18 protein-coding genes and 1 pseudogene are annotated in these 20,205 nt (G+C 73.4%); 6 read left to right on the forward strand and 13 right to left on the reverse strand.

The window, feature by feature from the left end; genetic code table 11:
* Nucleotides 1-15: 15 nt before the first annotated feature.
* Both IEJ02_RS08510 and IEJ02_RS08515 read right to left on the reverse strand, forming a co-directional pair.
* On the reverse strand, nt 16-702 hold the full coding sequence (locus tag IEJ02_RS08510; RefSeq protein WP_191064175.1) for a hypothetical protein: 687 nt from the start codon (nt 700-702) through the stop codon (nt 16-18).
* Nucleotides 699-4,487 carry a CHAT domain-containing protein gene (locus IEJ02_RS08515; RefSeq protein WP_191064176.1) on the reverse strand — a complete coding sequence of 1,263 codons (3,789 nt, stop codon included), beginning with the start codon at nt 4,485-4,487 and terminating at the stop codon, nt 699-701. Before IEJ02_RS08515 ends, IEJ02_RS08510 begins: the two co-directional genes overlap by 4 nt.
* Nucleotides 4,488-4,683: 196 nt before the next feature.
* Here IEJ02_RS08515 and IEJ02_RS08520 point away from each other — a divergent pair, with 196 nt between their 5' ends.
* Nucleotides 4,684-4,926: a hypothetical protein gene (locus IEJ02_RS08520; RefSeq protein WP_191064177.1), complete on the forward strand. Its 243-nt coding sequence runs from the start codon at nt 4,684-4,686 to the stop codon at nt 4,924-4,926.
* Nucleotides 4,927-5,254: 328 nt separating this feature from the next.
* Nucleotides 5,255-6,145, forward strand: coding sequence for an MHYT domain-containing protein (locus tag IEJ02_RS08525; protein WP_191064178.1), 891 nt, complete (start codon nt 5,255-5,257; stop codon nt 6,143-6,145).
* A gap of 99 nt (nt 6,146-6,244) precedes the next feature.
* Here the strand turns inward: IEJ02_RS08525 and IEJ02_RS08530 are convergent, their stop codons facing one another.
* Both IEJ02_RS08530 and IEJ02_RS08535 read right to left on the reverse strand, forming a co-directional pair.
* Nucleotides 6,245-7,417: a carboxylesterase family protein gene (locus tag IEJ02_RS08530; RefSeq protein WP_191064179.1), complete on the reverse strand. Its 1,173-nt coding sequence runs from the start codon at nt 7,415-7,417 to the stop codon at nt 6,245-6,247.
* The gene (locus IEJ02_RS08535) at nt 7,408-8,304 is read right to left on the reverse strand and encodes an MBL fold metallo-hydrolase (protein WP_191064180.1); all 897 of its coding nucleotides are present in this window, start codon (nt 8,302-8,304) and stop codon (nt 7,408-7,410) included. Before IEJ02_RS08535 ends, IEJ02_RS08530 begins: the two co-directional genes overlap by 10 nt.
* A 78-nt stretch (nt 8,305-8,382) precedes the next feature.
* Between IEJ02_RS08535 and IEJ02_RS08540 the strand changes: the two genes are divergently transcribed.
* On the forward strand, nt 8,383-11,169 hold the full coding sequence (locus IEJ02_RS08540) for a helix-turn-helix transcriptional regulator (RefSeq protein WP_191064283.1): 2,787 nt from the start codon (nt 8,383-8,385) through the stop codon (nt 11,167-11,169).
* Between the two features lie 31 nt (nt 11,170-11,200).
* On the opposite strand, the pseudogene IEJ02_RS08545 reads toward IEJ02_RS08540, so the two are convergent.
* A pseudogene (locus tag IEJ02_RS08545) lies at nt 11,201-11,902 on the reverse strand (sensor histidine kinase); the annotation flags it as partial.
* A 214-nt stretch (nt 11,903-12,116) separates the two neighbouring features.
* Between IEJ02_RS08545 and IEJ02_RS08550 the strand changes: the two are divergent.
* Nucleotides 12,117-12,554, forward strand: coding sequence for a TIGR03618 family F420-dependent PPOX class oxidoreductase (locus tag IEJ02_RS08550; RefSeq protein ID WP_191064182.1), 438 nt, complete (start codon nt 12,117-12,119; stop codon nt 12,552-12,554).
* A 73-nt stretch (nt 12,555-12,627) separates the two neighbouring features.
* Here IEJ02_RS08550 and IEJ02_RS08555 read toward each other — a convergent pair whose 3' ends face one another.
* The 8 genes from IEJ02_RS08555 to IEJ02_RS08590 form a co-directional block, all read right to left on the reverse strand.
* Nucleotides 12,628-13,722, reverse strand: coding sequence for a CapA family protein (locus tag IEJ02_RS08555; protein ID WP_191064183.1), 1,095 nt, complete (start codon nt 13,720-13,722; stop codon nt 12,628-12,630).
* A 137-nt stretch (nt 13,723-13,859) separates the two neighbouring features.
* On the reverse strand, nt 13,860-14,315 hold the full coding sequence (locus tag IEJ02_RS08560; RefSeq protein ID WP_191064184.1) for a PaaI family thioesterase: 456 nt from the start codon (nt 14,313-14,315) through the stop codon (nt 13,860-13,862).
* 116 nt (nt 14,316-14,431) lie between these two features.
* Nucleotides 14,432-15,103: an enoyl-CoA hydratase-related protein gene (locus IEJ02_RS08565; protein ID WP_191064185.1), complete on the reverse strand. Its 672-nt coding sequence runs from the start codon at nt 15,101-15,103 to the stop codon at nt 14,432-14,434.
* A 169-nt stretch (nt 15,104-15,272) separates the two neighbouring features.
* A complete protein-coding gene (locus IEJ02_RS08570; protein ID WP_223863579.1) occupies nt 15,273-15,902 on the reverse strand; it encodes a TetR/AcrR family transcriptional regulator in 630 nt (209 codons plus the stop codon).
* A gap of 119 nt (nt 15,903-16,021) precedes the next feature.
* Nucleotides 16,022-17,077 (reverse strand): lipoate-protein ligase LplAB, encoded by a 1,056-nt coding sequence (gene lplAB / locus IEJ02_RS08575; protein ID WP_191064186.1) that lies wholly within the window; start codon nt 17,075-17,077, stop codon nt 16,022-16,024.
* 112 nt (nt 17,078-17,189) lie between these two features.
* Complete coding sequence (locus IEJ02_RS08580; RefSeq protein ID WP_191064187.1) at nt 17,190-17,657, reverse strand: DUF2269 family protein; 468 nt, start codon at nt 17,655-17,657, stop codon at nt 17,190-17,192.
* A gap of 166 nt (nt 17,658-17,823) precedes the next feature.
* Entirely contained in the window at nt 17,824-18,210 is a 387-nt protein-coding gene (locus IEJ02_RS08585; RefSeq protein WP_191064188.1) for a tautomerase family protein, read from the reverse strand.
* 42 nt (nt 18,211-18,252) lie between these two features.
* Entirely contained in the window at nt 18,253-18,816 is a 564-nt protein-coding gene (locus IEJ02_RS08590) for a TetR/AcrR family transcriptional regulator (protein ID WP_191064189.1), read from the reverse strand.
* A gap of 107 nt (nt 18,817-18,923) precedes the next feature.
* Here IEJ02_RS08590 and IEJ02_RS08595 point away from each other — a divergent pair, with 107 nt between their 5' ends.
* Together IEJ02_RS08595 and IEJ02_RS08600 are read left to right on the forward strand one after the other, a co-directional pair.
* Nucleotides 18,924-19,484, forward strand: a complete 561-nt coding sequence (locus IEJ02_RS08595) for a GNAT family N-acetyltransferase (RefSeq protein WP_191064190.1) — start codon at nt 18,924-18,926, stop codon at nt 19,482-19,484.
* 131 nt (nt 19,485-19,615) lie between these two features.
* On the forward strand, nt 19,616-20,092 hold the full coding sequence (locus IEJ02_RS08600; RefSeq protein WP_223863580.1) for a DUF4186 domain-containing protein: 477 nt from the start codon (nt 19,616-19,618) through the stop codon (nt 20,090-20,092).
* The last annotated feature ends 113 nt before the right edge of the window (nt 20,093-20,205 follow it).

A 20,205-nucleotide genomic window follows, 5' to 3' on the forward strand; every position in this document is an offset into this window, starting at 1 on the left:
CGGGGGGCGCCTGCCTCACCATCCGCCGTCTCCGACCAGCGCGGCGGCGGCCTCGGTCAGCCGTGCGTCCGGCACCCGCCCCACCAGGGCGGCGGGCGCGTCGCGCAGCCAGGCGTTGCCGCCGAGCCACCAGTCGGCGGCGCCCCACGGGTCCTGGTCCGACAGCAGCATTCTGTTGATCCGCTGCACCACCGGCCGTGGCTCACCGGTGTCCGGGTCGAACTGGAAGTCCGGGTAGCGATCGCCGCGTTCGGGGTCCGACAGGCGGATGAGTCCGGCCCCGGTGGGATCCTCGGCGGCGGTGCCGGTGAGCTGCTCCGGGCCCCGCGCGGGGGCGGTGAGCAGCCGCTGCCGTACGGCCCCGGCGATCTCGGCGCTCTCGGGATCCAGCGTCGGCCAGTCCACGGAGTCCAGCAGCCGGATCAGCTCGGCCAGCCGGTCGGTGTCCGGCAGGACGGCGGAGGGCGCGGCGCCCCCGGACCGGAACTGGTCCAGTTTTCTGCGCAGTTCCATCTCGCGGGGGAGGGGCAGCAGCGCCAGCCGCACCTGCCGCACCGCACCGCGCACGGCCCTGGCGTCGTCTCCGGCGGCCCGCAGCCGCAGCACACTGTCCTGGAAGCCGCTGAACTGCGCGGCGGTGAGCGAGGCGCGGATCTCCGGCAGATGCCGGCGCAGCAGCTCCAGGAGATCGTCGGTGGTCATGGCTGTCGTCCTTCCACGGGTGCGTGGGGAGCGGGGTTGCCCTGGTGGATGAAACCGGCCCAGGAGACGGCCCGGGCCAGGCCGCCCGCGTCGCTCTGCGTCTCGGCCAGCAGGAGCCCGGTCAGCCCGGGGACGGGACGGCGGTCGTGGTCGAGCATCCACAGCTGGGCGGCGCGCAGGGCGTCCGGTGGGGCCAGCCCGGCGACGGTCAGGTGGTGGTGGAAGACCACCATCAGCGCGGCCGAGGCGCTGTCCGAGACCTTCCACCGCGAACCGACCACATCCGTGGCGCCACGGGCCAGCAGGGCGGTGGTCGGGGTCAGCGCCTCGTCGTGGTCACGGCTGCTGAGGTCCGTCTCGCAGGCGCTGAGCACGATCAGCGGCCCGGTGGCGGCCCGTTCCCCGGCGGGTACGTCGAGGATGCGCGTCACCGTCAGCCTGCCCAGGTCCGGAGTGTCCGCGGGGTCCGGGGCCGCCGCGGACTCAGGGTCGGCCAGGTGGAGGGCCGAGTCGGTGGGCCGCAGCCCGGCCAGGCCGTGCACCACCAGATGCAGCAGCGAGGCGGCGGGCGCGGCCGGGTCTCCGGGGAGGTGGGAGAGCACGTCATCGGGCGTGCCCGGCGCGTTCGCGGGCGCGTCCTCGTGCCAGCCGTAGAGCAGGGCCTCGGTGTAGTAGGCGGTGCGGAGCGCCGTCACCTCGTCCTGCGCCCACGTCAGATCCCCGCTGGGGTCGGCCACCAGCACCGCGCGCTCGCTCGCGGGCACCCGGCCGCGCCGGGCGGCCCGCAGGAACTCACCGCCGGACGCGGCGTACGAGATGACCGCGACCTCGCAGGCGTACGCGTACGGGCGCCGTGCGTCGGCCCGTGGCCCGGGGAGGCGGGCGGCGTGCCAGGGAACGGCGCCCAGGTTGCCGCACGGCACGAGGACGAGCCGGACCGGCGCGTCGGGTTGCCCGGGCCCGTCCTGCGCTTTGCCGGGCCCGTCGTTCGCTTTCTCGCGCCCGTCGTGTGCTTTGCCGGGCCCGTCGTTCGCCTTCTCGCGCTCGTCCCGCGCTTCCCCGTGCCCGCCCGCCGCCCGGGCGTCCAGTGCGTCCAGGATGGGGGCGAGGACGGCCGGGCCCGCCCAGTCGCACAGCCCCTCCAGCGCCGCCTCCCAGCCGCGATGGGCCTCGGCGTGGGCGTCCATGCCCTGCTCGGACACGGCGGACCGCCGGGCACCCGCGTCCAGATAACGCTCCAGCGGCTCGCGGCCGAGCGCGCCCAGCCCCGGCAGCGGCAGCGCCATCGGCTCGCCGGTGCTCCGCACCAGGACGGCCACGCCACCGGCGGTGCCCTGCCCGGGCACCAGATACACCAGGGCGTCGGCGCCGGTGGCGCGCAGCCCGTCCCGCAACTCCTCGATGCCGGGTGCGCCGAGCAGTCCGCGCAGCGCCTCGGAGCCGCCCTCCGGCCGCCGCAGCGCCTCCAGCGCGCGGCGGCGCAGGGTGCTGGGGATGGCGAGGCCCGGGGCGGGCCCGGTCGGCATCACTCGCGCGAGCGCGCTGCGGACCTCCTCCGGGGTGCCGCCGCCGAGACCGGTCGCGAGTCCGCCGCCGAGACCGGTCGCGAGCCCACCACCAACTCCGGTCGCGAGCCCACCACCAAGGCCGGTCCCCAGTCCGCCACCGGTCGGCGCGGCACCGGGCGGAAGGTCCCGTACGGCGGTCCGCCACTGCTCGGCCAGCTCCGCCTCGCCCCGGGCGGCCAGCTGCTCCGGGACCCCGGCGGCCGCGGCCGCGGCGCGCAGCACCAGGCCCCGCCCGTTCTCCAGCGACGTCACGGCCTCCTCGATCCGGCCGTCCACGGCGGCCCAGTGGGCGGCGAGCAGCCCGCGGCTGGCCCCCGCCCTGGCCACCTCGAGGCCGTGCTCGGCGCCGAGTTGCAGCAGGACGTCCTCGGCGAGCACCCGCAGCGACTCCTGCGCCGTCGAGACGGCGGCACCGAGGTCGTCACGCGCCCGGTCGCCGCGCAGCCGGTACGCCTCGGCCAGCTCCCAGAGCACCTTCTGCCGGATGTCCGGGCTGGTGCGCTCCGTGAGGTCCCGGCGGGCCTGCTCCAGCTCGCCGACCGCTTCCTCCAGGACGGACGGGTCGTCGGTCGAGCGGTGGATGGCCAGCAGCGCGTACACGATGGCCTGCCGGATGCGCACATGCTGGTCGGCGGCCGAGGCGGGGCCCTCCAGGGCCCCGCGGGCCCGGGTCACCGCCTCGGAGACCCGGGCCAGGTCCGGTTCGATCAGGGAGGAGAGGGCCAGCGCGGGCGCCCAGCACGCGTCCATCAGGGGCCGCGCGAACACGGGAACCCTCGGATGGCCCGCCGCCTCCTCCAGATACGCGACGGCCGTACGCAGGGCGGTGACCCCGCCGTCCAGCGTTGCCAGGCTCAACTGGGCCTGGCCGAGCAGGAAGAGGACCAGGAACTGCCACTCGCCGCCCTCGGTCTCCTCCAGCAGGTCGAGCAGCTCGTCCAGCAGCTCCTCGAGCCGTTCGGTGTCCTCCTCGGCGAGGGCTTCGGTGATGCGCAGCTGAAGGTGCATGCACTGGTTGCAGATCCGCAGCCCCGCGGCGCCGGGCCCGGTGGCGTGTGCCGAGTCGAACACCGCGGAGGCGGGGCCGAAGAGCGCGTCGAGACGGGCCCGCGCCTGATCGCGGTCGGTGAGGTTGCCGCCGAGGGTGTTGGCCGCGGCCAGCAGCCCGGGCGAGATGAGCCCGGCCATCCAGCCCAACCGTCCGGACCCCTCCCCGGCCGCCGCGTCGATCAACTCGGCCGCCTCGGCCAGCCGCTCGGCGTCACCCGTGCGCACACCCTGCGCCATGCGGCTCATCGCGGCGCGCATCGCGGTCTCCGCCTCTTCACCGGCCGGTCCCTTGCTCACCTCCTCGACCAGGGTGGTCAAATCCTCCGCCCGGATGGTGCCGGGCACTTCGAGCTCCAGCAGGAGGGCGGCCTCCGCGAAGGTGAGAGCGGTCTCCTCCTCGGTGGGCTCCTTCATCGCCTCGGCCTTACCGCCTTCGTCCGCCTCCCCGGCCCTGGAGAACTCGGCGACCAGCCCGCTCAGGGCCCGCATCAGCTCGGAGTTGCGGCCCGGCAGCCGCTGCGCCATCTGCTCGGCCAGGTCGGCCATCTGCCCGATGTCCCGTGAGCGCACGACGGCGGGCACCCGCTCGAGGACGCCGGCCGCCCAGACCAGGGATTCGGCGGCGTCTTCGGGGAGGGTTGGTGCCAGGTCGGTCACCAGACCGCGCAGCTCGGTCAGATCGGCGGTGAGCTCAGGGTCGCCCAACACCACTCGGCGCCCCAGGTCGAAGGAGTCCAGGAGGCGGGGCAGCGTGCCGTCCCACCCGGCCATCATGCCGGGCGTCATCAGCAACCGCATCAGGTGGAAGGCGGAGGCACGTTCGTCCCGTGGGTCGAGCGCCCCGGAGGCGCGGGCAGCCCGCAGCACCCGCAGGCCCCTGCTCCGGTCGTCGTCCGTGGGATCGCGCCCATAGCGCTCGGCGTACAGGCCGCCGAGCCGGGCGCGTACGGTGCACAGCAGCGCGTCCCCGTCCGGCACGGCCGTCGCCAACTCCGCTTCCGCCGCCTCGAGTTCGGCGATGCGGTGGTCGAGCAGGGCGGGGGAGGCGCCGCCGGACGAGCCCTCGGCCGCCGGGCCCTGCGGCGAGGGCGGGGCGATCCACGCCAGCGCGTCGGCCGCGGCCCGTTCGGCGCGGTCGCGTAATGCCGCGAGATCCCTGGCGTGCATGAAACGTCCCCCTTCGTCATGCCTCTCCCATCATCCGCCCGTCCGCGCGAGCACAGGAGTCCTTTGATCGCTCTTTCCGGAAACCGACCAGAAGACGTCCGCGAATCGCCCGGTCGATACGCGGGTCCGGCGCCGCGCGAAAACTCCCGCGGTGCCTGCGCGCTCTTCTTCGTACGGTTTCCTTAGAATCGCTCGCATGTCTGATCTGGTGACTGATGAGCTGATTGACCTGCAAAAATCCGCCGATGCAGAGCGTCAGCGGGTGTCCGGCCTGGACGGCGAGGAGCGCCGGGACCAGTGGGAGCGGTGGCGCGCGGCGGCGGAGCGGGTGCAGGCGGCGATCACGGAGCACGCCGCGTCGGCCGGGCTGAGCAGATTCGAGGTTGAGCGGGCGGTGAAGAAGGTCGTGAGACATCCGGAGGATTCATCCGCGGCGTAGTCGCTCCCGGGGCGAGGGCGGCGCGGATGGCTCCCGGGCCGCCCTCGAACCGATCCCGGGCCGCCTCTCGCGCCGCCCCCCGGGCGACTCTCGGCCGCTTCCGGACCGTCCTCACGCCAGGCACGTGCCCCCGGCACAACCCCGCCCACCTGCGGCGAAGGGGAAAACGGACATGAGGTGAATCACGTGACATCCCATCACGCCCGGTGAGACACCTTTATCAATGCGTGACCAAATGTGTGGGTGGCGTGGACGATCGCGCCCTACCCTCGCCGGTGACGCAACGTTTCTGCACGGGATCCCCGCGGTGAAAAGGGTGGGACGTTACATGTACGGCACGATCGACGGGTTCAACTACGGGGCCGCCACCCCGCTGGCGGCCTACCTCATGGCCTGTCTCGGCGGGGCCCTGGGCTTACGCTGCACGGCCCGGTCGGTGCGTACCCAGCGCTCCTGGAAGGCGGGCTGGCTCGCGCTCGGATCCGCGTCGATCGGCTCGGGCATCTGGACGATGCACTTCATCGCCATGATGGGGTTCCATGTGAAGGAGACCCCGATCGGCTTCGACATACCGATCACCATTCTCAGCCTCGTCGTGGCGATCGTCGTCGTCGGCATCGGCGTCTTCATGGTCGGCTACCGGGGCACTTCCCCGGGGGTGCTGCTCTCGGCCGGTGTGTTCACCGGACTCGGCGTCGCGGGCATGCACTACATCGGGATGTCCGCGATGCGCATGCAGGGGCACCTGGAGTACTCCGTGCCGACCGTCCTGCTCTCCGTCCTGATCGCGGTCGTGGCCGCGACCGCCGCCCTCTGGGCCGCCGTGACCATCCACGGCTTCCGCGCCAGCCTGGCCTCGAGCCTGGTGATGGGGGTCGCCGTGACCGGGATGCACTACACGGGCATGGCCGCGGTCAGCGTGCGGCTGGACGATGTGCTCAGCGCCTCCGTGGGCGGTGAGGCGCCCGCTTCGCTCATCCTGCCCATGCTGATCGGCCCGGTGATCTTCCTGGTGATCGCGGGGACCATCATCATGTTCGATCCGCTGCTCGTCCTGGGCGAGGGGGAGTGGAACGAGAAGAAGGAGGACAGCGCGCGCACCCCGCCGCCACCGCCCCGGCCGGTCTGGCCGAGTTGGCCCCCGGAGGAGGAGCCCGCCCGGGCCCGGACGAGCCGCCCGGCCCCGCGCCACGGCCGCCAGGAGTACCGCGAGTGGTGAACCCACGACCGTTCCGGAGTACGACGAGGCGGCCGTGACCCGCGCGCGGATACGGACACCGATCCGCCGCCACGGCCACCCCGTCGCACTCCGTGCGCCCTAACGGAACCGGTGCGTTCCCGACCAGCCGGGATCCCCGTGCGTGGCGAAGCGCACCCACGCGCCGTGCATCTCCGCGGCCAGTGACGCCGGGACGTCCGGTCCGAGCAGCCCGTTCGCCGTACGGAGCGCGGGCAGCTCGGTGTGGTCGAAGACGAACGGGAGCTCCACGGCGTGGCACGCGCCGAACGGCCCGCCCCGCCAGTCGAAGTCGTAGGTGAACGCCTTGTCGTAGCGGGACACCAGCCGCTCACGGGCGTCGCGGAACACCGCGTCGATGGCCGCGCTCTGCTCCGGCCGCTGGTAGAGCAGCGACTCCTGGGTGTTCGTGCCCACCAGCAGATCCACCGGATGCGGCGGTGGCGCGTCGTCGAGCCCGTCGAGCACCACACCGAGCGGCGACAGCCTCGGCCCCATCCCGGGCACCTCGGCGAGCGCGGACACCAGCCGCTCGTCGGGGATGCCGGCGAACGCCTCGGCCGTCGCCGGAACGCCCAGCCGGTCGGCCAGGGCCCGGGTCGTCTCCGCCGCCTCCGCGCCGGTCAGGGCGTGGAGCCCGCCACTCTGGCTGATCGCGCCCCGGAACAGCCCGGCGGCCTCGGGGGTCACCAGCAGCGCGCTGACGATCATCCCTCCCGCCGACTGCCCGAAGACCGTGACCCGGTCCGGGTCCCCGCCGTAGTCCGCGATGTGCTCACGCACCCATCGCAGCGCCGCGAGCACGTCCAGCAGACCACGATTGCGCGGGGCGTCCGGCAGGTCGAGCCAACCCAGCGCGCCGAGGCGGTAGTTGAGGGTGACCAGGACCACGCCGTCGCGGGCGAAGGGCGTCCCGTCGTACACCGGCGCCTGGCCGGTGCCGGAGAGGAACGCGCCGCCGTGCACGAAGACCATCACCGGGGCGTCTCCGTCGGTCCGGGGCGTCCAGACGTTGAGCGTCAGATAGTCCTCGCCACGCACCCAGCCCGGGCCCATCAGCGGACTCAGATCCGCCGGGAACCGCCGCTCGGGTGCCGGAGCCGTCGGCCCGGGCCCGTCGGCGCCGGGTGCGCCGTGTAGGTCAGGCGCGCCGGGTGCACCGGGTACGCCCGATACGGGGGTCGGCGCGGCGAATCGCGCGGCGCCGGTCGGCCCGGCCGCGTACGGGATGTTCCGGAACACGCTCACCGCCATGCCGCCCACTCCTTCACCGCGAACCGCTCGCCGTCCCGCCGCACTTCGGCCGCGCTCGCACCGGGGAAGTGCGCGGGGAACACCAACGCACCCTCGTCCGCGGCCTCGCCCAGCACCCGGCGCCGCGAGAGCCGCGCCCGGGGCTCGTCCTCGTCGAAGCAGGGGCAGGCGTCCGGCTCCACGATCTGCAGCGGGCTGTGCACCAGATCGCCCACGAAGACCGCCCGGTCCGTGCCCGACCGCAGCCGTACCACGGAGGAGCCGGGGGTGTGGCCGGGGGCGGGCTCGATGCGCAACTGGGCGTCGACGTCGTAGTGGTCGCCCTCCCACAGCACGGTCTGCCCGGCCCGGTGGACGGGGGCGACGCTGTCCTCGAAGACATTCGCCATCCGGGGGCCGGAGCGGGTCCGGTGACCGTTCTCCGGGTTCCAGTAGTCGAAGTCGACGCGGGGGAGCACGTACCGCGCGTTGGGGAAGGTCGGCCGCCACTCACCGTCCGCCCATGAGGTGTTCCAGCCGACGTGGTCCCCGTGCACATGGGTGCAGATCACCACGTCCACATCCTCCGGGCGGACCCCGGCCGCGGCCAGCTCCCCGAGGTAGTTCGTGTGCAGATGGTGGAAGGGCGGCATGCCCGGCCGCTCCCGGTCGTTGCCGACGCCCGTGTCGATCAGGATCGTCCGGCCCTCGCTGCGGAGCAGCCAGGTCTGGATCATCGTGCGGACCTCGTCGGCGGCCGGATCCAGGAATGCGGGGGCCAGCCAGCTCTCGTGCGCGCGCCAGTGCTCCGGGGCCACGTCGGGAAAGATGAAGTCGCGTGGCAGACCCCTCGGAGCCACCTCTACCACGCGGGTGATCTCGACGTTTCCAAGCGTGATGGTGTCCATGTATCCAGCCTGCGCTCCGGCGGGCGCCGGCGGTATCGGTCAGATGACTGCACCACGGGCTAGAGTCGGAGGATGACCATGGTCGGGCGGGAGAGTGAGAGCGCGGCCGTACTCGGTCTGACCAACGGTGTGCTGATCCTCACGGGGGAACCGGGCGCGGGCAAGAGCACCCTGCTCGACCTCGCGGCGGATCGTCACCAGGGCCGGGTGCTGCGGATGACGGGCAGCGAGAGCGAGGCGAACCTGACGTTCGCGGGGCTGCACCAGCTGCTGCGCCCGGTGCTGGCGGAGACCGCGCGGCTGCCGGGGCGGCAGCGGTCGGCGCTGCTGGGGGCCATGGGCTTGGGGGACGGCGATGGAGGGGGCGGCGGTTTCGGCCAGGCCATGCCCGGCAACGCCCCCCTCAGCGAGGCCGAGCCCGGCAACGTCCCCCTCAGGGAGGCCGAGCCCGGCAACGTCCCCCTCAGGGAGGCCGAGCCCGGCGGCGTCGACCCCCGACACGGTGGCCCGCCCGATCGGCTGTTGCTCGGCGTCGCGCTGCTCACCCTGCTGTCGGACCTCGCCCGGCAGTCGCCCGTCCTCGTGGTCGCCGACGATCTGCAGTGGATCGACGCCGGTTCGCTGGAGCTGCTCGCCTTCGCCGCCCGGCGCATCGGCGACGAACCCCTCGCCGTGCTGGCCGGGGCCAGGGACCGGGCGGACGAGGGCGCCCGGGGCGGGGCCACGGCGCCGTTCTCCGGCTTCCCCCTGCTTAACCTCGACCCGCTGGACGCGACCGCCGCGGGCCTCCTGCTGGACCGGCAGCCGTATCCGCCGACCGGCAGCCGCCGGTTGCGCATCCTCGACCAGGCCGCCGGAAACCCCCTGGCGCTGATCGAACTGGCCCGGGCGGACGGCGCCCGCGGCGCGGACTCGGCCGACTCCGCCGACGGAGAGCTCCTGCCGCCCACCGACCGCCTGATGCGGGTCTTCGCCGCCGACCTCGAGGCCCTGCCCGAGGCCACCCGGCAGGCACTGCTCCTGGTGGCGGCGGACGACCGGGCGGTGGCGGGCCGGGTCGAGGCGCTGGCCCCGGCCGAGGCCGCCGGACTGCTGCGGATCACCGGTGGCGGGCGCGACGGCTGGCGGGCCCGCTTCCGGCATCCGCTGATCAGGTCCGCCATCTACCACTCCGTACCGCTGGCCGCCCGCCGTCGGGCCCACCGCGACCTCGCCACGCTGCTCAGCGCCGAGCCCGACCGCCGCGCCTGGCATCTGGCCGCCGCCGCGGAGGGGCCGGACGAGGAGATCGCCGCCGCGCTGGAGGAGTCGGCGGCCAGGGCCCGGGAGCGTGGCGGATACACCGCCGCCACCACCGCGCTGGAGCGGGCCGCCGAGCTGAGCCCCGGGCGGCGCGACCGCGCCCGCCGCCTGGTGGCCGCCGCGGGTGCCGCGGTGTCCACCGGACAGCCGCACTGGGTGCGCCGGCTCGCCGCGCAGGCGGCCGCGCTCACCGACGACCCCGAGCTGTCGGCCGAGGCATCGCTGCGGGTGGGCCAGGTGCTCACGCTGAGCACCGAACACGACACCGCGATGTCCTTGCTGCTCCGGGCGGCGGAGGACCCCAAGCTGCGCCGGGTCGCGCTCTCCTCGGCGTCGGTGGCGGGCTTCTACTCGGGCGACGAGAAATACCGCCTCGCCGTACGGGCCCGGGCACAGGACGACCCCTGGACGCTCGCGGTGACCGACCCCACCGCGCACCGGTCCGAGCGGGTGGCGGCCATCCCGGCGCTGGTCGAGCGGGCGGGCGGCGACCCCGCCCGGCTCATCTCGCTCGGCGCCATGGCCTGGCTGCTCGACGAGACCGCACTCGCGGTACGGATCTTCGACGACGCCCTCCACCGCTGGCGACTGGGCGGCTCCCTGCCCATCGGTCTCGGCTGCTCGGCAGGGTGGTCGTACCTGGACCACGGGCGGTGGGCGCAGGCCCGTACCGCCGCCGTGAACACCGACTCGGCGGGTGCCGGGCTGCCGCACCTCGACGCCGCCGCACGGTCGCTCGAGGCCGCCGCGCTCGCGCTGACCGGACGGACCGACGAGGCCCGCGCGGCGGGCTCGGCCGCGCTGTCCCTCGTCGATCCGCACCGCAGCCGCGCCGTGGCCGTCCGGGCCCGGTGGGCGCTGGGCATGGCCGCGGTGGCCGACGGCGACCACATCGGCGCGTACGAGCAGTTCCGCCTGCTGTTCACCGCCGACGGCGACCCCGTCCACTACGCGTGCTCCTACCCCGGGGTCGCCGAACTGGCCGCCGCGGCCGTCCGCACCGGCCACGGCGCCGAGGCCGCCGCCATCGTGGAGCGCACCGCCGACCGGCTCGGCGAGGACCCCTCGCCCCGGATGCGCATCCTGATCCACCGCGCCCGCGCGCTGCTCGAACCGTCCCAGGCCGAGCCGCACTTCACCGCGGCCCTCGCCGAACCCGGAGGCGGCCAATGGCCGTTCGAACGCGCCCAGATCCTGCTGGACCACGCCGAATGGCTGCGCCGCCGCCACCGCATCACCGAGGCCCGCCACCAGCTGAACACCGCGCTGGAAACCTTCCGCCGCCTCGGCGCCTCCTCCTGGATCGACCGGACCCGGGCCGAACTGCGTGCCGCCGGTGTCGAATCGGCCCCCGCCGGCCCCGACGCCCTCACCTCGCTGTCCCCGCAGCAGCAGCACATCATCCGCCTGGCCGCGCAGGGGCTGAGCAACCGCGAGATCGGCGAACGGCTCTTCCTCTCCCCGCGCACCGTCGGCTCGCACCTCTACCGCAGTTTCCCCAAGCTCGGCGTCACCGCCCGCTCCCAGCTGCGCGACCTGATCGAGGCGTCCGGCCAGTCGTAGGGGCGGTGGCCACGTGCGGTCCCGGCGATCGTCACCGGCAGGGCAGCTCCACCGCGATGACGGTCGGCCCGCCGCGCGGGCTGGTCACCGCCACCGTTCCATCGAGCGCCGCGACGCGGCGGCGTATCCCGAGCAGCCCGAGGCCACGTTCGGAGTCATGTCCGGCGCCGCCGGTCCGCCTGGCCTCGGACCCGCCGGTGGCGGCCTCGGCGCCGCCCCGTCCCCCGTCGCGCACCGAGACGGACAACCCGCTCGGGGTGCGCGCCAGCCGGACCTCGGCCCGGTCGGAGCCGCTGTGCCCGGCCACGTTGGCCAGCGCCTCCGCCACGACGAAGTACGCCGTCGCCTCGACCGCCATCGGCGCCCGCTCCCCGTCCTCCAGCCCGTCCACCCGCACGGTCACATCGAGCCCGCTGCTCGCGGCGAGCGCCCGTACCGCCCCGGCCAGGCCACGGTCGGTGAGGACCGGCGGATGCATGCCACGCACCACCTGGCGCAGCTCCGCCAGCGCCTCGTCGGCCAGGTCCTGCGCGTCGTCCAGCATCCTGCGCGCCGCCGTCGGATCCCGGTCGTACGCCCGCTTGGCCAGCCCGATCCGCAGCGACAGGGAGACCAGCCGTGCCTGGGCGCCCTCGTGCAACTCCCGCTCGATACGCCGCAGTTCGGCGCCGTGTGCGGCGATGGCACCCGCCCGGGTTTCCACCAGCTCCTCCACCCGCCGGGCCAGCCGGGCCGTGGCCCGCGTCGTGTGCCGCGTTCGCCTCCCCATACCGACGAGGCTAGAAGACCGGCCGGACCCACGCGGGAGAGCGAGCCGCCCCTTCGACGGTGGAGTCCGCTACACCCCCGGCCCCCGGCCCCGGACTCACCGGCATGGACGGATCAGGGTGCGGGTACGGGCCGGGGGAGTCATGGTGGGGGAACCGGTCCGCCCAGAAAGGCACCCGATGACGGATCTTCAGGAAGTGGACCGCATCGCCGCGGCCGACCACCACTTGGCGGTCGTGTCGACGACGCGCGCCGACAGCACGGTCCAGGCATCCGTGGTCAACGCCGGGATCGTCGGCCATCCGGTCTCCGGTGACCAGGTGGTCGCCTTCGTCACCTACGGCCCCGCCAAACTCGCCCATTTGCGGGCGCGTCCGCGGGCCACCGTGGTCTTCCGCGCCGGATGGAACTGGGCCGCGGTCGAGGGCCGCACCGAGATCGTGGGGCCGGACGACCCGTTCCCCGGGATCGACCCGGAGCGTCTGCGTCTGCTGCTGCGCGAGATCTTCACCGCCGCGGGCGGTACCCACGACGACTGGGCCGCGTACGACCGCGTGATGGCCGAGCAGCGCCGCGCCGCGGTCTTCGTCCACCCCGAGCGCGTCTACAGCAACTGACCCCCGTGGTGGCGCCGGGGCTGCCGGACGGCCCCGCCGCCACGTAGCCACCGCCGATCCGGCAACGGCGTCGTCAGAAGCGGACGCGGCCGTCCCGGTCCACCCTCGTCGAGGGGGCCAGCTCCTGGGAGAACTCTTCGACCTGCCGCAGGATGCGCCGCGCCGTCGAGGCCGTGGGAATCACCGGCTCGCCGTCGGCGGTGAGCTCGACCGGATGGAGGCGCAGCCGGGGCGGGCCTTCGCCCAGCGTCACCTCGAACACCGCGCTCTCGAACCACGGCCGGTCGAACATCCGCCCCTTGTAGCGGGAGGGCGGGCGCCGGTCGGCGGGAGCCACCTCCTCGCAGGGATGGAACAGGAAGTTCCCGGTCGAGTAGAGGATGAGGCCGTCCCCGTACCGCTCGACCGGGTGGAGGCAGTGCGGATGGTGTCCGATCACCAGATCCGCCCCGGCGTCGACAAGCCGCCGCCCCAGCGGCTGCTGATATTCGGTCAACGGCCCCTGGTTGCTGGGCAGATAGCACCAGGGAACGCCCCAGTGCACCGCCACCACCACCGTGGCGGCCAGCTCCTTGGCCCGCCGGACCGCCTCCTCGGCACGCGCCGCATCGGCCTCGCGCGCCTTGGTGCGGACATACGGCACGGTCCCGGGCTGCTCCTCGATCAGCACGCCGTCGAACTCGTAAGCCTGCTCGACCCTCACCGGCGCGATCCCGGGCCGGTGCGAGGTGGCGTTGAAGCCCGGCGGCAGGGCACAGCACAGGCTCAGAAAGGCCACCTCGGCGCGGCCCCGGCCGGAGAGCCGGACGGCACGCAGCGCCTCGTCGAGGTTCTCCCCGGCCCCGGCGTGGGCGACACCGGCCGTGTCCAGAGCCGCCCTGGTGCTGCGCAGACCGTCGATGCCGTAGTCGAGCGCGTGGTTGGTGGCCAGCGAACAGGCGTCGAAGCCGAGCCGGGCCAGCTCGGGCGCCATGTCGCTGCCCACACGGAAGGCGACCGGCTTCTCGGCCGGGTACCCGGTGTCGGTCAGCGGGACCTCGAGGTTGCCGATCGTCAGATCGGCGTCCCGCAGCAGCGGCAGCGCCGAGGTGCCCGCGGAGAGGTCCCCGTCGAGAGCCACGGCCGGTCTCCGGGCGACCACCACGTCGCCCACGGCGATCAGCTTCATGCGCAACTCCCCCCACTCGGGCCGGTCCACGACGGGAACAGGCTACGCGGGGGCCGGGAGCCGGGAGCCGGGAGCCGGGAGCCGGGGGCCGAGGACCGGGGGCCCGGAGCCGTCCGCCGGCGTGGCGGCCGGGCCGGTCAGCCGTCGGTGCGCAGGATCATGCAGGTGGTGGTCGCGTGGGCGATCAACTTCCCCTGTTCGTCGAGCACCTTGCCCTCGGCGGTGGCGGTGCGGCGACCGGCGTGGAGGACGGTGCCTTCGGCGCTGAGGGTCTGCCCGTCGGTGCGGGCCGCGCGGATGTAGTTCACCTTGAGCTCCAGGGTGGTGTAGCCCACCCCGGCCGGGAGAGTGGTGTGAACGGCGCAGCCCATGGCCGAGTCGAGCAGGGTGGCGGCGATACCGCCGTGGACGGTGCCGAGGGGGTTGGCGAAGTCGGGGCGGGTGTCGAGGGAGACGACGACGCGTCCGGGGTCCACCTCGTCGAAGCGCATGCCGAGGAGCCGTCCGATGGTGGGGACGTCGGTGGGACGCTCGGACTGCACCCATCGGATGAGGTCGAGGCCGGAGAGGGTGGTGAGGTCGGTGGTGGTCACAGGCGTTCCTTGCGGTCGTGGTGGCCCGCGCCGTTCGGGATGCGTGCGGCGCGGGAGCCGGTGGGGCTGTCGGCCAACGAGGCTGTCGCCAAGGGGTTGGTCGGCCGATGGGGCGCTCAGCCCAGGGGGTTGTCCTTCGTGCGCAGGGCGGCCAGTACGGGCGCGTACATACGGCCCTTGATGGTGCCGAGGGTGTCACCGGCCTTGCCCGCCTGCGCCGCGGCCAACTCGACGGCGGTCGAGCGGACGGAGTCCTCCGCCACCGCGTGGTCGACGATCCCGGCGGCGAGCGCGTCGTGGCCGCCGTAACGACGAGCGGTGACCATGGCCTCGTGGGCGGTGCGCGGGCTCAGCCGGCTCTGGATGAGAGCGGACATGCCCGGGGTGAAGGGGATGTTGATGTCCGCCTCGGGCAGACACCAGAAGCCACGGTCGGCGCGCATCACCCGGACGTCATGGGCCAGGGAGAACATCGCGCCCGCCGCGAAGGTGTGCCCCTGCAGCGCGGCCACGGTCACGAGCGGCAGCGACAGCATCCGGGCCAGGAGCCCATGGACGGAGACGACATAGTCCTGGTGCTGGTCGGCGTGGGCCAACAGCCAGTCCAGATCCAGGCCGTTGGAGTAGAACTTGCCGGTGGCGGCGGTCACCAGGGCACGCGCCCCGTCGGCCTTCTCCACCTCGTCCAGGGCGCCGTCGACGGCGGCGAGCCAGTCGGGGTGGAAACGGTTCTCGCCGTCCCCGAGGTCGAGCACGAAGACGTTGTCCTGGCGGTCCAGCGTGGGCATGGCTGCTCCTTCACACAGGGGCTGAGTCGGCCGACGGGCCCGCACGCCACCCATCCGGCGGCCCGCGGATCACGGCGGTGGTGCACTGCGGTTTCACGGCGGTTGTCCACCGCGGTTTCACGGCGGTGGTGCACCGTGGTGGGTTTCACGGTGGTGGTGCACCGCGGTCTCACGGTGGTGGTGCGTCGTGGTCGCGGGCGGGGTCCGCCAACGCGCCGGTGGTACGCAGAGCGTGGGCCAGCAGGTCGTGGATCTCGGCGGCGGCCGCCTCCAGCGGGGCGGTGCTCCGCTCGGCCCGGCACATGATGACGGCGCCCTCCACCGCGGCGATGACGAACGCGGCGAGCCGCCTTCCCCGCTCCTCCGGCAGACCGTGCCGGACGAACAAGGCGGCCAGCGCCTCCTGCCAGCGGGCGAACGCCGCGGCCGCGGAGCGGGCGAGCTGCGGGGCGTCGTCGTTGGTCTCGACGGCCACCGCCACGACGGGGCAGCCGGTCCGGAAGTCGCTTTCGACGAGCCGCCCGCGCCACAGCGTGAAGAACGCGTCGACCGCCGCCACCGGGTCATCGGCCCGCACACCGGTCTCGATCAGCCCGGCGATGAAGTCACCGGCGAGCGCCACCGCCTCATCGATCAACTGCGCCCGTCCGCCCGGGAAGTGGTGGTAGACCGAGCCGCGCGGGGCCCCGCTGTGCGCGAGCACCCGGTCGATGCTCGTGGCGCTCGCGCCGTACTCACGCAGCAGCGCCGCGGCGCTCAGCACCATCCGCTCGCGGCTGTCGCTCTTGCGCCGGACCATGCCACCCACCACCTCCCTTACGTGTGGGTAACTTATGCTCCATGACATAGAACATGCAAGAGCTGTCGGTGAATCGACGAACCCACTGGCCGCCGCCGCGGTCGTCGGCGTGGTGCTTCCTATGGCACCCGAGCCGTCCACTCCTCGTTGCTGTACTTGGTAAGGGCGAGTTCCTCGGCGCGTGCCATCTCCGCCTCGGTGACGTGCCCCCGAGTGAGGCCGTAGCGAGTGCGGAAGGAGCCGAGCATGCGGTCGATGATCTCGGCTCGGGGCAGGCCGGTCTGGCGGCGTAGCGGGTCGACGCGCTTCTTGGCGCTCTCGGTGCCCTTGTCGGACAGCTTCTCCTTGCCGATGCGCAGCACATCGACCATCTTGTCGGCGTCGATGTCGTACGCCATCGTCACGTGGTGCAGTACCGCGCCGTCACCACCGGCGAGGCGCTTCTGCGCGGCACCGGCGATCTTGCCCTCCTCGGAGGCGATGTCGTTGAGGGGCTGGTACCAGGCCTTGATGCCCATGTCGCCCAGCGCGGTCAGAACCCAGTCGTCGAGGTAGGCGTAGGAATCGGCGAACGACAGCCCGGAGACGAGGGAGGCCGGTACCGAAAGGGAGTAGGTGATGGTGTTCTCGGCCTCCACGAACATGGCTCCGCCACCGGAGATGCGCCGCACCACCGTGACTCCGTGGCGAGCCGCACCCTCGGGGTCCACTTCATTGCGGAGGGACTGGAAGCTGCCGATGATGACGGCCGGGCGGCCCCACTCCCACACCCGCAGCGTGGGCGGCCGCCGTCCGGCGGCGACCTCGTCGGTCAGCACCTCGTCCAGGGCCATGTGCAGCGCCGGGTCCTGCGGCCCCTCGTGGATCAGTTGCCAGTCGTAGTCCGTCCAGTCGGTGGCGCGGGCCAGCGCCCGCCGCACCGCGATGCCGACGGCCTCGGGGGAGAAGCCGAACATCACGGTGTCGGCGGGCAGCCCCGCCTTGACGCGGGCGGCGAGCGCCTTCGCGTCCGCGTCGGCGGGCGCGCCCTCCAGGGCCCGGTCGATGGCGTGCAGCGCCTCGTCCGGCTCCAGGAAGAAGTCGCCCGCCACCCGCACCCTGCGCAGCGCGCCGTCGTGGACCTCCAGATCCACGACGACCAGCTTGCCGCCCGGCACCTTGTACTCACCGTGCATGCCCCGCACCGCCTCCCGTTTCCGCCTGGCGCTCCCGATCATTATCCCGCGCCAATGGCCGGATCCCGCGCGGTGACCGGCTTCAGGCCACAGCGCGGGAGACGGGGCGGGGTCAGGCTCCGGTGGTCGAGCCCGGGCGGACGATCATGAGGATGGTCACCGCCGCCCACAGCAGGTTGAACACGCCCGTGAACATGGCCAGTTGGGCGGTGTCGGAACGCTCGGGGGCCTTGCTCGCGCCGAGGCTGTCGAGGAGTTCGCCCTGGCGGGGCAGGACGAAGGCGACCAGGACACCGGCGGCCGCGGCCGTCAGGGCGATGGAGGCGGTGAGCCAGCCGCTGTCGAGGACGCCCATCACGGCGGCCGTGGCGAAGCCGAGGACGGGCACGGCCAGGCCCATCGTGGCGTAGGTGCGGCAGATGCGGTGGAGCAGCCGGACCGTGCCCAGGTCCGCCTCGCCCTCGGCGGCGGCCGCGTGGGCGTTGCGCGCCGCGGGCGGGAACATGCTGGCCGCGACGGTGACGGGACCGATCGCCACGATGGCGGCCAGGACGTGCAGGGAGAGCAGGATCTTGGTCATCGGGTGGCGTCCGGCTTCCTTTCGAACGTGGTGGGCACCAGCGTCTCCTTCCGGGCGTGGGGCGGGTGGTGCCCGCCCCACGCTAGGGAGCCGGGAGAGGATCACCCAGAGGCTGAAATGACAGAACCCAACGGATTCTCGCCATGCCGGGCCCGATGGCGACGTCTCATCCCTCGACGTACTGCGCCACCCCGTGTCCGAACGACCAGTCGGCCGACTCGTTCTCGGTCAGGGTGATGAACACGTTCCGCGGCTCGGTACCCGCGTACTCCTCGGCGAGCTCGGCGATCCGCCGGTACAGCGCCTGCTTCTGTGCCGGTGTGCGCCCCGAGCGCATCGTGAGCGCGACGTAGACGATGCCGTCGTCGCGCGGCACGCCGAGGTAGTCGTCGTAGGCCAGCATGCCGCTGGTGCCGTCATGGCTGGTCAGGACCTGGAACCGGTCGTTGGGCGGGAAGCCGATGGTTTCCACCAGCGCGTCGTGTACGGCACGGCCGAGCGCGTCGAGCCGGTCGGCGTCGGCCCGCAGCGCGTCAATGCGGACGAAGGGCATGTCGGGGGCTCTCCTTCGGGGAATGGGGGTGAGGGCGGGGGCTCAGCGGACATGGGCGGTGAGCAGGCCGAGCACTCCGTCCATCGCCCGGGCGTACACCTCGGCCGAGTCGGCGGCGCGGGCCAGCACATAGCCGCCCTGCAACACCGCGACCAGCGCGGTGGCCGTGGCCACCGGGTCGAGCCCGGTGCCGAGCTCGCCGCTCGCCCGGCCCTCCGCGAGCAGCCCGGCCAGCCGGTCGGTGAGCCAGGCGAAGGTCTCCTCGACCGGTCGGCGCAGCTCCGGATCGGCCATCACATCGGGGTCCTGGGTGAGACGGCCGACCGGGCACCCCTTCAGCGCGTCCCGCTCCCGCCGCAGATAGGCGGTGATCCGCTCGACCACGCTGCCGGGGCCGCCGAACTCGGCCTCCGCCCGGCCCCTCAGCTCCTCGGCGCTGCGGCTGATCGCGGCGAGCGCCAGGTCGGGCTTGCCGCGGAAGTGGTGGTACATGCTGCCCTGGCCCGCTCCGGAGCGCTCCTGGATCGCCTTCGGGCTCGTGCCCACATAGCCGCGCTCCCACAGCAGCTCACGGGTGCTTGCGATGAGTCGTTCCCGGGTGTCCATGGACACGACCATACATACTAGTAGGTACAAAAGGAAACGCGCGGACGGCCCCTCGGTGAGAGGATCCCCCGTACTGCGCGCGCTGGTTCGGACGGTGGAAGGTGACGATGTACGCGATACCCCTGGGCGAGGACGGCGCCGAGCTGCGCCCGCTGGAGCCGTGGCAGGCCGAGGAGTTCCTCGCCCATATGGACCGGGGGCGGGAGTTCATCGGGCGGTACATCGCGCTGGCGGACGCCGCGGCCGACCTGGAGTCGGCCCGGGCGTTCCTCCAGGGGTACGCGGACAAGGCGGCGGCCGACGCCGGGCGGATCCACGGCATCTGGACGGACGGCAAGCTGGTCGGCGGGGTCCTCTTCCGGACGATGGACGTCGAACAGCGCACCGCGGAGGCGGGTTGCTGGCTGGAGCCGTCGGCGGTGGGCAGGGGACTGGTGACCCGCGCCGCGCGCGTGATCATCGACTGGGCCGTCGAGGAGCGGGGCATCCACCGCGTGGAGTGGTGGGCCGCGGCCACGAACGAGGCCAGCATCGCCGTGGCCCGGCGGCTGGGGATGACCAAGGACGGTGTGCTGCGGGAGTTCCGTCTCCATCGGGGCACGCGGCTTGACATGGAGATCTGGTCGGTGCTCGCACCGGAGTGGCGGGCGGGCCGGCAACGCTCCTGAGTCCGCGTCAACGCGAGCCCCAACTGGGCCGGCGTCAGAGGGCGGGCGCGCTATGACCGGCCCGGCCGATGGCGCCGTGGGCCAGCCGTCATACGATCGGAAGGGGGCCTTGCCGTCTCCGGGAGCCTTCGATGTCCGACCCGACGCCTGACGCGTCCGACCCGACGCCTGACTGGTCCGACCCGACCCCTGACGCGCCCCAGCCGAGCCCTGGCTCGTCCGGTCCGAGCCCCGAATCGCTCGACCGGCGGCTGGCCGCCATCGCGCGCCATCCGTTCCGCGCGAAGTTCCATCTGCGCGGTCGCGATCGGGCCACGGCCGAGCTGTCCGGACCGTCGACGTTGCGCTGGCACGCCTACGACCTGATCGCCAAGCGGCTGGCCCCCGCCGAGCCCTACAAGGACGGCAAGCAGACGCCCTATCGCGGCCACCCCGTGTTCGTCGCCCAGCACGCGACCGCCACCTGCTGCCGCACCTGCCTTCAGCGCTGGCACGAGATCCCCAAGGGGCGGGAGCTGAGCCGCGCGGAGCGGGCCTACGTGGTCGATGTGATCTGCCGTTGGATCGAGCGCGAGGTGGCGGGGGCGCGGACCAGCCCAGGCCCATGAGGTTTTTTGCCATCGACCTACTCGGGCGGTCAACCTCTCCGGGCTCGATCGCGTCTAGATCAACAACGGGCGCACAGTACCGGTGACCCTGACGGGGCCGGTTTCCCGGCTCC

Source organism: Streptomyces sp. 5-10 (genome assembly GCF_014712245.1).
Classification (GTDB): Bacteria; Actinomycetota; Actinomycetes; order Streptomycetales; family Streptomycetaceae; genus Streptomyces; species Streptomyces violaceusniger.

Bases quoted from the DNA above. Each gene is read 5' to 3' on its own strand.
- IEJ02_RS08595 (WP_191064190.1), top strand. From the start codon at position 18,924: ATGTACGCGATACCCCTGGGCGAGGACGGCGCCGAGCTGCGCCCGCTG.
- IEJ02_RS08510 (WP_191064175.1), bottom strand. From the start codon at position 702: ATGACCACCGACGATCTCCTGGAGCTGCTGCGCCGGCATCTGCCGGAG.
- IEJ02_RS08530 (WP_191064179.1), bottom strand. From the start codon at position 7,417: ATGGCGGTGAGCGTGTTCCGGAACATCCCGTACGCGGCCGGGCCGACC.
- IEJ02_RS08565 (WP_191064185.1), bottom strand. From the start codon at position 15,103: ATGCCCACGCTGGACCGCCAGGACAACGTCTTCGTGCTCGACCTCGGG.
- IEJ02_RS08515 (WP_191064176.1), bottom strand. From the start codon at position 4,487: ATGCACGCCAGGGATCTCGCGGCATTACGCGACCGCGCCGAACGGGCC.
- IEJ02_RS08535 (WP_191064180.1), bottom strand. From the start codon at position 8,304: ATGGACACCATCACGCTTGGAAACGTCGAGATCACCCGCGTGGTAGAG.
- IEJ02_RS08580 (WP_191064187.1), bottom strand. From the start codon at position 17,657: ATGACCAAGATCCTGCTCTCCCTGCACGTCCTGGCCGCCATCGTGGCG.
- IEJ02_RS08555 (WP_191064183.1), bottom strand. From the start codon at position 13,722: ATGAAGCTGATCGCCGTGGGCGACGTGGTGGTCGCCCGGAGACCGGCC.
- IEJ02_RS08585 (WP_191064188.1), bottom strand. From the start codon at position 18,210: ATGCCCTTCGTCCGCATTGACGCGCTGCGGGCCGACGCCGACCGGCTC.
- IEJ02_RS08590 (WP_191064189.1), bottom strand. From the start codon at position 18,816: ATGGACACCCGGGAACGACTCATCGCAAGCACCCGTGAGCTGCTGTGG.
- IEJ02_RS08570 (WP_223863579.1), bottom strand. From the start codon at position 15,902: ATGGTCCGGCGCAAGAGCGACAGCCGCGAGCGGATGGTGCTGAGCGCC.
- IEJ02_RS08525 (WP_191064178.1), top strand. From the start codon at position 5,255: ATGTACGGCACGATCGACGGGTTCAACTACGGGGCCGCCACCCCGCTG.
- IEJ02_RS08550 (WP_191064182.1), top strand. From the start codon at position 12,117: ATGACGGATCTTCAGGAAGTGGACCGCATCGCCGCGGCCGACCACCAC.
- lplAB (WP_191064186.1), bottom strand. From the start codon at position 17,077: ATGCACGGTGAGTACAAGGTGCCGGGCGGCAAGCTGGTCGTCGTGGAT.
- IEJ02_RS08600 (WP_223863580.1), top strand. From the start codon at position 19,616: ATGTCCGACCCGACGCCTGACGCGTCCGACCCGACGCCTGACTGGTCC.
- IEJ02_RS08520 (WP_191064177.1), top strand. From the start codon at position 4,684: ATGTCTGATCTGGTGACTGATGAGCTGATTGACCTGCAAAAATCCGCC.
- IEJ02_RS08540 (WP_191064283.1), top strand. From the start codon at position 8,383: ATGGTCGGGCGGGAGAGTGAGAGCGCGGCCGTACTCGGTCTGACCAAC.